Genomic DNA, 12,351 nt, shown 5'->3' on the forward strand with positions numbered 1-12,351 from the left:
CCGTTCAGCGCCGCAGGTAGCGGCGCGGCATGAAGGTGAAGACGGCACCGCCGAGCAGCAGGACGGTGCCGGCGATCAGCCCGAGGGCCTGCAGACCGCCGTGGTCCGCCGCGCCGGTGTCGGCGAGGCCGCCGGAGCCGCCCGCCGCTCCCGGGGCACCGCCGCTGCCCGCGCCGCCGCCGGATGCCGCACCGCCGGAGGAGCCGCCCGAGCCCGTGCCGCCGCTCGCGCCGCCCGGCTGGGCGCTGGTGTCCAGTTCGAGCGAGACGCCCGGGTCCTTCTCGGGCGTGCAGGTCGTCGTCGTACCGAGCGCCTCGACCGTCAGGACACCGGGCGTGAGCGTCGCCTTCCCGTCGGCACCGGGCTTGTACGTGCCCTTGAGATCAGGGATCTCGATGGGATCGCCGGACTTGATCGGCTCCTTGTTGGTCGCGCCCTCGACGTGCACCGTGCCCTTGTCCGCGCCGCCCAGCTTCACCTCCATCGATGGCTTGACCGAGTCCGCCGGGATGTCCGCCGGGCTGTCCATCACCGACTTGGAGAACTTCACGGTCAGGTCGAAGGCGCCGCCCTTCTTGGTGCCGTTGATCTGCACCGGCGAGGTGGCCTTCTTGTCACCGATCGGCGTCTTGCAGGCGTAGGGGACCTCGACCTCCTTGCCCTTGTACGCGGTGCCGTCGGGATCACCGTTGCCGCCGCCGGAGCCACCCGTGGCGCCTCCGCTGCCACCGCCCGACGAGCCGGAGTCACCGCCGGAGGCCGCCCCGCCGGAGTCCGATCCGCCTGCTGAGGACCCGCCGGAGGAAGACGTACCGCCCGTACCGGACCCGCCCGTGCCGGACCCGCCTCCCGTGGACGAGCCGCCGGACGAGGAGCCGCTGCCGTCCGTGACCTTGATGGTGACCGCCGGCTTCACCTCCTCCTTCGGCGCGCACTTGGTGTCCGTGGAGATCGGCTTGTTGACGTTGATCGTGTAGTTGCCGGGCGTGAGCGTGACCTCGCCCGGCTTCTCCAGCTTCAGCTTGCCCTTCATGTCGGACAGCACCATCGCGCTGTTCTTCGGTATCGGCGGGTTCTGCCGCAGACCCTTCATGGCGATGTCACCGGTCTGCGCACCGCCCGCCTTCAGCACCCCGCTCGGCTGCACGGTGTCCTTGCCCAGGTCCAGCACGTCCGGGTTCTTGGAAGCGGCCGTGACCGTCTTCCACACCACCTCGATCTCGTCGCCCACCTTCGCGGTGGCCGGCGCGCTGATCTCGACCTCGGTGGTCCCCTGTACGGGGTCCAGGCCGGAGATCGGCGGCGGGATGCACTCGGTCGAGTACGACACACCGGTCGCGGCGCCCGACAGGCCCGGTACCGGGTCCGCCGCCGCGGCCGTACCGGACACCGCCAGCAGCCCCGCGCCCGCGAGCACCATCGCACTCCCGGCCGCGGCCGCTCTCCTCCGTTGCCTCATCACGAAGTACCTTTCGACGTCGGTCGCTCGGTGGATGTGGTGATGGACGGTGCGGTGTCCGGGTGGAACCAGGGCAGGCCGGTCTCGGCACCGGTGGCGTCCCGCTCCACGGCGGGCGCCGGGCCGCGTGGCCTGACCCTGTCGACGATCGCCATGCCGATGCGGAAGACCGCGGCCGGCACCACGACGCACAGCAGGATCCAGAAGAGGGTCACGCCCCAGGGCCGGCCGACCCGCCACGGCTGCTCGGCCAGCACCTTTCCGCCGTACTTCACGGCGACCGTGTAGTCGCCGTGCGCCCCCGCCGCCAGCTCGACCGGCAGCGTGACCCGGGCCTTCTCCCCCGCCGGGACGGTGCCCCGCCACTGCTGCTCCTCCCACTGCGGGGCGAGGACGCCGTGCCCGGTGCCGACCCGGAAGACCGGGTTCTTCGCGGGCTCGGCGCCGAGGTTGCCGACCGTGAACTCCAGCTGCCGCTGCGGGGGCGCGCCGAACCAGGTGAGCAGGCCCGAGCTGCCGCTCAGCCGGGCCGGTGCCAGCACGGTGAGCCGGCCGCCGCCGGTCCGTTCGGGCAGCGGGGCCACCGGGTGGCCGGCGACGGTGAAGGGTGCGTCCGCCGCCGCGGCCCGGCCGGTCACGGTGGCGACGTGCACGACGCACGGGCACGGCTTCGGCGGCTCGGCGACCGCCAGCTCCGTACGGAAGCGGCCGTCCTTGCCCGTGGTGACGGCACGGCCGTCGGCGTTGGCGCAGGCGTTCGTGCCGCCGATCATGTTCTGGCCGCAGATCAGCAGCGTGAGCAGCGCCTTCGGCCGCCAGCCGGAGCCGGACACGGTGATCGAACCGCCCTTGCCCGCCTGGCGTTGGGAGAGTTCGACGGCGGGCTTGCCGCTGTCGTCGGTGGCCCGCGCCGGGCCGGCCGCCGGCAGGGCGACGAGCGCCATGGCGAGGGCGAGGGCGAGCACGGCGGCTGCCGACGTCCGGGACGCGGCCCGCCGACGGACCGCCGCCGGCCGCCCTGTACGTACCCCCTTCATCCCGCTCACGCCGTCACCCCCGTCGCCAACTCCCGTTCCGTGCCGCTCTCCTGGTCCTCCGCCGCGGGCCCGCCCGCGTTCGCGCGGCGCCGCCGCAGAAACCAGCCGCCCGCGGCCGCGCCTCCGCCGGCGCAGAGCAGGCCCACGGCGGCCCAGGGCACCGCCGTGTACGTCGCGCGGGCCGTGCCGTGCGCGCCGCCCGCCGCGGTGGCCGTGACCGTGAGGTCGACGGAGTCCAGCGCGGGCGGGTCCGGCCAGGTCTCGGTACGGGTGATCCGGCGGCCGGGCGGCAGCCCTTCGGGCAGCCGGTCGGCGGCCCGGCGCAGCGCGGTGCCGAGCAGCCCCTCGGCACGGACCGCGACCCTGGGGTCCAGTGTGGTGTTGCCGCGGTTGACCAGGTCGTACCGGATGACGGCGGTGCCGTCGCGGTCCGCCACGGCCACGTTCTCGACGGTGAGGGCGGCCAGCGTGGGGCCGTTGACCCGAAGATGGACCGGTACGGCCGCGGTACGTGCGGACGGGCCCGCGCCGCGTACGGAGAGCGCGGACGGATGGTCCCCCGGGAGCGCGTCGCGCGGCACGGTGACCGTGAACGGCACCTCGGCACGGGTACGCGCCGGGACCTTCACCGTGCGCTCCGCGGTGACGATCCAGTCGCCGGAGCCCGCACCGGACCCGCGCCCGCTGCCCGAGTCGGTGGGGCGCACGGTGAACGTCCGGGCGCGGTCGTCGCGGTTGGTGAGCGCCAGCCGGTCGGTGAGCACGCTGCCGGGCCCGCCCTCCAGGTAGAAGTACGGGCGCGCGTGCGCTCCCGCGGGCGCCGCGAGCCGGCCGCCGTCCGCAGCGGCGGAGGGCGGCGCGCAGGGCAGCGCGGCGGCGGTCAGCGCGGTCGCGCCCGCGGCGACGGCACGGATACGGAAGGGCATCGGCGGCTCCCGGAGCTCGTACTGGCTCGTCCTCGTGCGGCGTCCGGCGGGTCAGGCGCGCTGCCGGCGGCGGGTCAGCCAGAGCGTGCCGGCGGCCCCGGCGAGCAGTACCGTGCCGCCGAGCGTGCCGAGCGCCACGGCGTCGTCGGCGGGCCCGGTCTGCGGCAGCTCGCCGCCGGGCGGCGTGGCCGAATCACCACCGCTGCCGCCGCCGGTGCCCTTGACGTCCAGCGAGAGCGAGGGCTTCGGGTCGTTGCTGGGCGTACAGGTGGTGGTCGTCCCCATCGCCTTGATGGTGAGCGTGGCGGCCGTGAAGGTGACCTTGCCGCTCTTCTTCGGCGTGTACGTGCCGCTCAAGTCGCTGATTTTGATGGGGGTGTTGGCGGGTATCGCCTTGTCGTTGGGCGGTCCGGTCACCGGCAGGTCACCGGTCTCAGCGCCGCCCAGCTTGATCAGCGCGCTGGGCTTCATCGCGCCCTTGCCCAGCTCGATGGGGCTGGAGGAGACGCCCTTCTGAAAGGACATCACGAGCTTGTAGCCGTCGCCGGACTTCGTGGACTTGATGTCGATGGGCGAGACCGCGCCCTTGTTCCCGATCGGCGTCTTGCACTGGTAGTTGACGTCGACGACCTCGGCGTGCGCGGCGGGCGCCGTGAGCATCACCGATGTCGCCGCGGTGAGCAGCACGGCCGCCGCCGTTCCGGCCGGGCCCGTGCGGCGCCGGCTGCGCTGGGCGTTGAAGCGGGCCACCTCGATCTCCCCTTCTTCCGGTTACCGCACCGCCGGAAGTTACTGACGGCACATCAGATTGGGCGTCAAGGTACGCCGGGGGCCGTGGGGAGGGAAGAGAGAGTGCACAAGGGAAGCGGGCGGAACCGCGCGGAATTCCCGCCGGAGCGGGGAACGCCCCTGGCGGAGGCGGGCGGCACCCCGCCGGAACACAGGAAAACCGCCCCCGCCGAGTCGGCGCGAGCGGTGCGGAAAGGTGGCGGAGGCGGCGATCCGGTACCGGTACCCCCGCCCACTCCGCTACGACGGGGCGGCCAGCTCCGCCCATACGGTCTTGCCCGTGCCGTCGGGGTTGCGCACGACCCCCCAGTCCAGGCAGAGCCGCTGGACGATGAACATGCCGTGACCGCCGGGGCGGCCCGCACGGTGCGGGGTGCGCGGCGCGGGCGAGCCGGCCCCGAGGTCGGTGACCTCCAGGCGCAGCATCTTGGCGTTGCAGCGCAGCGCCAGCTCCTCAGGGCCCTCGGCGTGCAGGCAGGCGTTGGTGACCAGCTCGGAGACGACGAGCAGGACGTCCTCGGCGGCGGCCCGCTGATCGGCGCCCGCGGCCGGCAGCCAGCCCCAGTCGTGCAGCGCCTGCCGGGCGAAGTCACGGGCACGGGCGACAGCGCCACGGGCGCCCGCGAGACGCAGTCTGCGGACCTGACCGGCCGGAACGGTGGCCGGAGAGGCAGCAGCAGCGCCGGCGTTCCCCGGGTCCGGGCCCAGATCGCCCGGCGGGTACGGCCGGGTGGTGCTCATCAGCGCTTCACCTCACCGATTCGCCTTTTCACGGATTACGGATACCTGACGGGTTCAAGAAGATTCAGATGTCTCCTGCCCGGCCGGACCGTGAGAACACCCACTTCTTGGGGACGGAAGTTGTGATGGAGCCAACGTGATCGGAATCCGCCCTTCCGAAATCCTTCCGTCACTGCCGCCCCGTGCATCCGGGTCAGCCGGCGGCCAGTGCCGCGTCGACCGTGTCGTGCACGGTGAAGACCGCGTCGGCGCCGGTGATCTCGAAGACCCTGGCCACCACCGGCTGCATCGCCGCCAAGTGCACTCCGCCACCCTCGGCCTCGACCTTCAGGCGGGCGCCCAGGAGGACGTTCAGCCCCGTGGAGTCCATGAACTCCAGTTGCGAACAGTCCACGACCAGTCGCACAAAGCCATCGTCGACACAGCCTTCGAGTGACTCGCGCAACAACTCCGCGGTGTGGTGATCCAACTCACCCGCCGCGGCGACGACCGCACTGGTGCCGTGATGGCGGACCCCGACGTGGAGCCGTCCCCGGCTTGCACTGCCGACCGTCCCACGGTCCATGCGCGCGCACCCCTCTTGCTGTCTCGGCGTCTGGTTCTGCTTACGACTGCGCACGTCGAAGCCTACGCCTTAGATACGCAGGCTGGTACCCGAACAATGCGCGTACTTGCACGAATACGGACAACACGCACTTGCCATCTTCAGGCAAAGCCGGGTAGGCGTAGAGAGGACACATTCGAAACAGCCGGCTTTGGAGGCGCCGCAGACCGCAGCTTCAGGTACAGGCATCGGCAGCCATATGCCGAGAACGATGGAGGACACCATGTCACCCCGGCTCGACGAAGTGCGCACCGACCAGACCACGGACAACGCGTCGTCGACACCCCTGTCCGAACAGATCCCTGCCCAGCACCTGCCGATAGATGCGACCGGATTCGACGGAATGCCGGAGATCGAGGGCCTGCCCGAGATCCCGCCGTACGACGAGGTCGGACCGGTGGACGCCCGGGCCCTCTCCAAGACGCTCTTCCGGCGCCTGGAGACCCTCGAAGAGGGCACGCACGAGTACGCGTACGTCCGCAACACCCTGGTCGAGCTCAACCTCGCCCTGGTGAAGTTCGCGGCCTCCCGGTTCCGCTCCCGCAGCGAGCCCATGGAGGACATCGTCCAGGTCGGCACGATCGGCCTGATCAAGGCGATCGACCGCTTCGAACTGGACCGCGGCGTAGAGTTCCCCACCTTCGCCATGCCGACGATCGTCGGCGAGATCAAGCGTTTCTTCCGCGACACCAGCTGGTCGGTGCGGGTCCCGCGGCGCCTTCAGGAGCTGCGCCTGGACCTCGCCAAGGCCGGCGACGAGCTGGCGCAGAAGCTCGACCGCGCACCCACCGTGAGCGAGCTGGCCGAGCGCCTGTCCATCACCAAGGACGAGGTCGTCGAAGGGATGGCCGCGAGCAACGCGTACACCGCGAGCTCGCTGGACGCCCAGCCCGAGGAGGACGACACCGAGGGCGCGCTGGCGGACCGCATCGGCTACGAGGACCACGGCCTCGAAGGCATCGAGTACGTGGAATCCCTCAAGCCTCTGATCGCGGAGCTTCCCCCGCGCGATCGCAGGATCCTCTCGCTCCGCTTCGTCGCGAACATGACGCAGTCGGAGATCGGCGAGGAGCTGGGCATCTCCCAGATGCACGTCTCCCGTCTGCTGTCCCGCACCTTGGTCAAGCTCCGCAAGGGCCTGATGATCGAGGAGTGAGTCCCCGCGGTCCCGGCGTCCCGCACGCCTGAACCGCGCGGAGGAGGGCCGGCCCCGAGTACCTCGGGGCGGGCCCCCTTTCGCGTTTCCGGGCCGTTCGGCGGGGGCGTGACCGTTTTCCCGCCCCCGGCGGCCCGGAGCCTCTCAGACGGCGCGTACGCCCGCTCGCCAGACCTCTGTGACCAGGGGTACGCCCGGGCGGTAGGCGAGGTGGACGTGGGAGGGGGCGTCCAGGAGGGCGAGGTCGGCGCGGGAGCCGGGGGTGAGGCGGCCCACGTCGGTGCGGCGCAGGGCCCGCGCGCCGCCGGCCGTGGCGGACCAGATCGCCTCGTCGGGGGTCATCTTCATGTCGCGCACCGCGAGGGCGATGCAGAACGGCATGGAGGACGTGAAGGACGAGCCGGGGTTGCAGTCCGTGGAGAGGGCGACCGTGGCGCCCGCGTCCAGCAGACGGCGCGCGTCCGGCCACTCCGCACGGGTGGAGAACTCCGCGCCCGGCAGCAGCGTGGCGACGGTGTTGCCCTGCGCGAGCGCGTCCACGTCCGCGTCGGTGAGGTGCGTGCAGTGGTCGGCGGAGGCCGCGTCCAGCTCGACGCCCAGCTGCACGCCGGGCCCGTAGGAGAGCTGGTTGGCGTGGATGCGGGGCAGCAGGCCGCGCTCCTTGCCCGCGGTGAGGATGGCGCGGGCCTGGTCACCGTCGAAGGCGCCCTTCTCGCAGAAGACGTCGACCCAGCGGGCGTGCGGCGCGCAGGCGTCCAGCATCGGGCCGGTGACCAGCTCCACGTAGCCGGCCGGGTCCTCCGCGTAGTCGGGCGAGACGATGTGCGCGCCCAGGTAGGTCACCTCGTCGGTGTGCGCGGCGGCGATGCGCAGGGCGCGCGCCTCGTCCTCGACGGTGAGGCCGTAGCCGGACTTGGTCTCGAACGTGGTGGTGCCCTGGCGCAGGGCCTCCGCCATGTAGTGCGCGACGTTCGCGGAGAGTTCCTCGTCGGTCGCGGCGCGGGTCGCGGCCACGGTCGTACGGATGCCGCCCGCCGAGTACGCGCGCCCCGACATCCGGGCGTTGAACTCCTGCGTGCGGTCGCCGCCGAAGACCAGGTGGGAGTGGGAGTCGACGAAGCCGGGGACGGCGGCCCGGCCGCCCGCGTCGTGGACGGTGTCGGCGGCCGGCGCGCGGTCGGCGGGCCCCACCCAGGCGACGCGGTCGCCCTCGATGACGACGGTCGCGTCCTCGATCAGGCCGATCGGGCCGGCGCCGAGCGAGGGGTCGTTGGTGACCAGGCTGCCGATGTGCGTGATGGCGGTGGACGACATGGTCGTTGCGCTTCCTCTCGGGGGTGGGTGCTCCGGTACGTACGCGGTTCCCGTACGTGCACGGTCCGGTACGTGCGGAGGCCCCGCACCCCACGAGGGGTGCGGGGCCGGGGCCGTTCAGGCCCGCAGGGCGTCGATCGCCGAGGCCAGCGCCGCGGGGACGTCGGGGACGAGGGTGTGCTCGCCGTCCAGTACGACCTGGCGGCCGCCGACGACGGTGTGCCGGACGTCGGCGTTGGTGGCCGCGAAGACGGCGGTCTCCGCGCCGAGCCGGGGCAGCGGCCCGGCCGTGCGCACCGTGTCCAGCGCGATCGTGGTGAAGTCGGCGAGCGCGCCGGTGCGCAGCGTGCCCGCGTCGGACCAGCCGAGCGACCGGTGGCCGTCGGGCGCCGCGGCGCGCAGCAGCGCGGCGGCGGTCCAGTGGCCCCGGGTACGGGTGCGCAGCCGCTCGTTCAGCTCCATCGCCCGCGCCTCCTCGAACAGGTCGATGACGGCGTGGCTGTCACTGCCCAGCGAGAGCGGGGAGCCCGCCTCCTGCACGGTGGTGGCGGGGCCGATGCCGTCGGCGAGGTCCCGCTCGGTGGTGGGGCACATGCACACGCCGGTGCCGGAGTCACCGAGGAGCCGGATGTCCTCGTCCGTGAGGTGGGTGGCGTGCACGGCCGTCGTGCGCGGGCCCAGCACGCCGTGGTCGGCGAGCAGCCGGGTCGGGGTGCAGCCGTGCGCGGCCCGGCAGGCGTCGTTCTCGGCGGTCTGCTCGGAGAGGTGCACGTGCAGCGGTGCCTGCCGGTCCGCCGCCCACTGCGCGACGGTGGCCAGCTGCCCGGCCGGTACGGCCCGTACGGAGTGCACGGCGGCACCGATCCGGACGTGCGTGCGGTCCTTGAGCTGCCCGGCGCGCTCGGCCCAGGCCCGTGCGTCCCCGTCGCTGAACCGCAGCTGCTGCCGGTTGGGCGGCTCGCCGAAGCCGGACGACAGGTACGCGGTGTCCAGCAGCGTGATGCGGATGCCCGCCTCGTCCGCCGCGGCGATCAGCGCCTCGCCCATCGCGTTCGGGTCGTCGTACCGGCCGCCGCCGGGCGCGTGGTGGAGGTAGTGGAACTCCCCGACGCAGGTGATGCCGGCCAGCGCCATCTCCGCGTACACGGCCCGTGCCAGCGCGTGATAGCTGTCCGGCGTGAGCTGCGCGGCGGTCGCGTACATCACCTCGCGCCAGGTCCAGAACGTGCCGGAGCCCACCTGCACGGTGCCGCGCAGGGCCCGGTGGAAGGCGTGCGAGTGCGCGTTGGCCATACCCGGGAGGGTCAGGCCGCGCAGCACCTCCGCGCCGGGCGGCGGTGTCTCCACGCCGGTACGGACGGCGGTGATCCGGCCCTCGCCGGTCTCCACCACGACACCCGGTTCGACATACGTGCCGAGCCAGGCGTGCTCCAGCCAGTAAGTACGCGGCGTCAGCTGCACGCCAAACCCTCCAGTACGTCGGCGAGTGCGCGGACCCCCGCGACGCAGTCGTCCTCCGCCGCGTGCTCGGCGGGCGAGTGCGAGACGCCGGTGGGGTTGCGTACGAACAGCATGGCGGTGGGGACGGTAGCGGACAAAATACCCGCGTCGTGTCCCGCGCCTGTCGGCAGCACGGGAACGCCGCCGAGCGTCTTGGCGAGCCGGTCGCGCAGATCGTGCGCGAACTCCACGACCGGCGTGAAGGACTCCCGGCTGACGCTGACGTCCACGCCGTCGGCCCGGCCCCGCTCGGCCGCGGCGCGCTCGATCCCGCCGACCACCGCGTCCAGCGTCTCCTGGTCGGCGGCGCGCGAGTCCAGCCAGCCGCGGACCAGGGACGGAATCGCGTTGACGCCGTTGGGCTCGACGCCAACCTTGCCGAAGGTGGCCAGGGCGCCGTGCCGCGCGGCGTGCTCGCGCGCGGCGAGCACGGTCTGCGCGTACGTGAGCATCGGGTCGCGGCGGTCCTCCAGTCGCGTCGTGCCGGCGTGGTTGGCCTCGCCCCGGAAGTCGAACCGCCAGCGGCCGTGCGGCCAGATCGCGGACGCGACACCGACCGGGTCGCCGGACAGGTCGAGCGCGCGGCCCTGCTCCACGTGCAGCTCGACGAACGCGCCGATCCGGGCGAGGCGCTCGTCGTCGGCGCCGATGCGCTCCGGGTCGTACCCGGCCCGCTCCATGGCCTGCGGGAGGCTGATCCCGTCGGCGTCCGTCAGCTGATGGGCCTTCTCCACGGTCAGCTGCCCGGCCGCGAGCCGCGAGCCGACACAGGCCAGCCCGAAGCGGGCGCCCTCCTCGTCACCGAAGTTGGTGATCGCCAGCGGGCGGGTGAACTCCACTCCCCTCCCGCGGAGTTCGTCCAGCGCGGCGAAGGAGGACACCACGCCGAGCGGGCCGTCGAAGGCACCGCCGTCCGGTACGGAGTCCAGGTGCGAGCCGGTGACGACGGCGTCCCCTGCGTTCGGATCGCCGAGCCAGGCCCACTGGTTGCCGTTCCGGTCGACCTCGTACGTCAGCCCGCGGGCCTCCGCCTGCCCCTGGAACCAGGCCCGGCAGTCGGCGTCCGCGCCGGTCCAGGCGTAGCGGCGGTACCCCTTGCTGTCGGCGTCCCGGCCGATGGGGAGCAGGTCCCGCCACATCTCGTGGAACGAAGTGCTCACTGGTCGCCGCCCTCACGCATCGGGACGCGGACGCCCCGCTCGGCCGCGACGGAGTCGGCGATGTCGTATCCGGCGTCGACGTGCCGGATGACCCCCATGCCGGGGTCGTTGGTCAGGACGCGGCGGATCTTCTCGCCGGCCAGCTTGGTGCCGTCGGCGACGGACACCTGCCCCGCATGAATGGAGCGGCCCATGCCCACGCCGCCACCGTGGTGCAGCGACACCCACGAGGCACCCGAGGCCACGTTGACCATGGCGTTCAGCAGCGGCCAGTCCGCGATCGCGTCCGAACCGTCCAGCATCGCCTCGGTCTCCCGGTACGGGGAGGCCACCGAGCCGCAGTCCAGATGATCCCGGCCGATCGCCAGCGGCGCCTGCAGCTCACCGGAGGCCACCATGTCGTTGAACCGCTCACCCGCCTTGTCCCGCTCGCCGTAACCCAGCCAGCAGATCCGCGCCGGCAGGCCCTGGAAGTGCACCCGCTCGCCGGCCATCTTGATCCACCGGTGCAGCGACTCGTTCTCCGGGAACAGATCCAGGATCGCCTTGTCGGTCCTGTGGATGTCCGACGCCTCACCCGACAGCGCCGCCCAGCGGAAGGGGCCCTTGCCCTCACAGAACAGCGGCCGGATGTAGGCGGGCACAAAGCCGGGGAAGGCAAACGCCCGCTCGAAGCCCGCCAGCTGCGCCTCGCCACGGATGGAGTTGCCGTAGTCGAAGACCTCCGCGCCCGCGTCCATGAACCCGACCATCGCCTCCACGTGCCGGGCCATCGACTCCCGGGAACGGGCGGTGAACCCGGCCGGGTCCTTCCGAGCCAGGGCCTGCATCTCCTCAAAGGCCACACCGATGGGCAGGTAGGACAGCGGATCGTGCGCGCTGGTCTGGTCGGTGACGATGTCGACCGGGGCGCCCTCGGCCAGCATCCGCGGCAGCAGCTCCGCCGCATTGCCCAGCAGTCCGACCGACAGCGGCCTGCGCGCATCGCGGGCCTCGGTGGCCAACTGCAGCGCATGCGCCGGACTGTCGGCCTTCACATCCAAATAGCGGTGCTCGATCCGCCGCTCGATCGCGCGCGGGTCACAGTCGATGCAGATCGCCACGCCGTCGTTCATCGTCACCGCCAGCGGCTGGGCACCGCCCATGCCACCCAGCCCCGCGGTCAAGGTGATCGTCCCCGCCAGGGTGCCGCCGAACTTCTTCGCCGCCACCGCCGCGAAGGTCTCATACGTGCCCTGCAGAATGCCCTGGGTACCGATGTAGATCCACGAACCGGCCGTCATCTGGCCGTACATCGTCAGCCCCAGCCGCTCCAGCCGCCGGAACTCCTCCCAGTTCGCCCAGTCCCCCACCAGATTCGAATTGGCGATCAGCACCCGCGGCGCCCACTCATGCGTCTGCATCACCCCCACCGGGCGCCCGGACTGCACCAGCATCGTCTCGTCCCGCTTCAGCGACCGCAGCGTGCGCTGCATCGCATCGAAGGAACGCCAGTCCCGGGCCGCCTTGCCCGTCCCCCCGTAGACGACGAGCTCGTCCGGATGCTCGGCCACCTCCGGATCCAGGTTGTTCTGCAGCATCCGCAGGGCGGCCTCCTGCTGCCACCCCCGGGCGCTCAGTTCCGTACCACGTGATGCTCGCACGGGTCGCGGTCCTGACATGCCC

At 72.5% G+C, this 12,351-nt stretch carries 11 protein-coding genes; 1 reads left to right on the plus strand and 10 read right to left on the minus strand.

Annotation, left to right across the window (positions count from 1 at the left end; all coding sequences use genetic code 11):
* Positions 1 to 4: 4 nt before the first annotated feature.
* The 6 genes from ACIGQF_RS36520 to ACIGQF_RS36545 all read right to left on the minus strand — a co-directional run bounded on the left by ACIGQF_RS36520 (position 5) and on the right by ACIGQF_RS36545 (position 5,517).
* Positions 5 to 1,459: a hypothetical protein gene (locus ACIGQF_RS36520; protein WP_399719770.1), complete on the minus strand. Its 1,455-nt coding sequence runs from the start codon at positions 1,457 to 1,459 to the stop codon at positions 5 to 7.
* Positions 1,459 to 2,496 (minus strand): hypothetical protein, encoded by a 1,038-nt coding sequence (locus ACIGQF_RS36525; RefSeq protein WP_399719896.1) that lies wholly within the window; start codon positions 2,494 to 2,496, stop codon positions 1,459 to 1,461. Before ACIGQF_RS36525 ends, ACIGQF_RS36520 begins: the two co-directional genes overlap by 1 nt.
* Positions 2,497 to 2,501: 5 nt before the next feature.
* The gene (locus ACIGQF_RS36530; RefSeq protein ID WP_399719772.1) at positions 2,502 to 3,422 is read right to left on the minus strand and encodes a hypothetical protein; all 921 of its coding nucleotides are present in this window, start codon (positions 3,420 to 3,422) and stop codon (positions 2,502 to 2,504) included.
* Positions 3,423 to 3,473: 51 nt separating this feature from the next.
* The gene (locus ACIGQF_RS36535; protein WP_399719774.1) at positions 3,474 to 4,172 is read right to left on the minus strand and encodes an LPXTG cell wall anchor domain-containing protein; all 699 of its coding nucleotides are present in this window, start codon (positions 4,170 to 4,172) and stop codon (positions 3,474 to 3,476) included.
* 279 nt (positions 4,173 to 4,451) lie between these two features.
* A complete protein-coding gene (locus ACIGQF_RS36540) occupies positions 4,452 to 4,952 on the minus strand; it encodes an ATP-binding protein (RefSeq protein WP_361568296.1) in 501 nt (166 codons plus the stop codon).
* A gap of 193 nt (positions 4,953 to 5,145) precedes the next feature.
* Positions 5,146 to 5,517, minus strand: a complete 372-nt coding sequence (locus ACIGQF_RS36545) for an STAS domain-containing protein (RefSeq protein WP_399719777.1) — start codon at positions 5,515 to 5,517, stop codon at positions 5,146 to 5,148.
* Positions 5,518 to 5,779: 262 nt separating this feature from the next.
* On the opposite strand from ACIGQF_RS36545, the gene ACIGQF_RS36550 reads away from it, so the two are divergent.
* Positions 5,780 to 6,712 (plus strand): RNA polymerase sigma factor SigF, encoded by a 933-nt coding sequence (locus tag ACIGQF_RS36550; protein ID WP_399719780.1) that lies wholly within the window; start codon positions 5,780 to 5,782, stop codon positions 6,710 to 6,712.
* Positions 6,713 to 6,856: 144 nt separating this feature from the next.
* On the opposite strand, the gene hutI is transcribed toward ACIGQF_RS36550, so the two are convergent.
* The 4 genes from hutI to hutU form a co-directional block, all read right to left on the minus strand.
* Entirely contained in the window at positions 6,857 to 8,026 is a 1,170-nt protein-coding gene (hutI, locus tag ACIGQF_RS36555; protein ID WP_399719782.1) for an imidazolonepropionase, read from the minus strand.
* Between the two features lie 117 nt (positions 8,027 to 8,143).
* Positions 8,144 to 9,481, minus strand: a complete 1,338-nt coding sequence (locus ACIGQF_RS36560; RefSeq protein ID WP_399719898.1) for a formimidoylglutamate deiminase — start codon at positions 9,479 to 9,481, stop codon at positions 8,144 to 8,146.
* Entirely contained in the window at positions 9,478 to 10,665 is a 1,188-nt protein-coding gene (locus ACIGQF_RS36565; RefSeq protein ID WP_399719901.1) for an allantoate amidohydrolase, read from the minus strand. The genes ACIGQF_RS36560 and ACIGQF_RS36565 overlap by 4 nt, the downstream gene beginning before the upstream one ends.
* A gap of 17 nt (positions 10,666 to 10,682) precedes the next feature.
* Positions 10,683 to 12,347, minus strand: coding sequence for a urocanate hydratase (hutU, locus tag ACIGQF_RS36570; RefSeq protein ID WP_399719786.1), 1,665 nt, complete (start codon positions 12,345 to 12,347; stop codon positions 10,683 to 10,685).
* Between the last annotated feature and the right edge of the window lie 4 nt (positions 12,348 to 12,351).

The organism is Streptomyces sp. NPDC053560 (assembly GCF_044544605.1).
In the GTDB taxonomy this organism is placed as follows: Bacteria; Actinomycetota; Actinomycetes; order Streptomycetales; family Streptomycetaceae; genus Streptomyces.

Excerpts from the sequence above, each read along its gene's own strand:
- hutU (WP_399719786.1), bottom strand. The coding sequence starts at position 12,347 with ATGTCAGGACCGCGACCCGTGCGAGCATCACGTGGTACGGAACTGAGC.
- ACIGQF_RS36520 (WP_399719770.1), bottom strand. The coding sequence starts at position 1,459 with ATGAGGCAACGGAGGAGAGCGGCCGCGGCCGGGAGTGCGATGGTGCTC.
- ACIGQF_RS36530 (WP_399719772.1), bottom strand. The coding sequence starts at position 3,422 with ATGCCCTTCCGTATCCGTGCCGTCGCCGCGGGCGCGACCGCGCTGACC.
- ACIGQF_RS36525 (WP_399719896.1), bottom strand. The coding sequence starts at position 2,496 with ATGAAGGGGGTACGTACAGGGCGGCCGGCGGCGGTCCGTCGGCGGGCC.
- ACIGQF_RS36540 (WP_361568296.1), bottom strand. The coding sequence starts at position 4,952 with ATGAGCACCACCCGGCCGTACCCGCCGGGCGATCTGGGCCCGGACCCG.
- ACIGQF_RS36565 (WP_399719901.1), bottom strand. The coding sequence starts at position 10,665 with ATGTGGCGGGACCTGCTCCCCATCGGCCGGGACGCCGACAGCAAGGGG.
- ACIGQF_RS36545 (WP_399719777.1), bottom strand. The coding sequence starts at position 5,517 with ATGGACCGTGGGACGGTCGGCAGTGCAAGCCGGGGACGGCTCCACGTC.
- hutI (WP_399719782.1), bottom strand. The coding sequence starts at position 8,026 with ATGTCGTCCACCGCCATCACGCACATCGGCAGCCTGGTCACCAACGAC.
- ACIGQF_RS36550 (WP_399719780.1), top strand. The coding sequence starts at position 5,780 with ATGTCACCCCGGCTCGACGAAGTGCGCACCGACCAGACCACGGACAAC.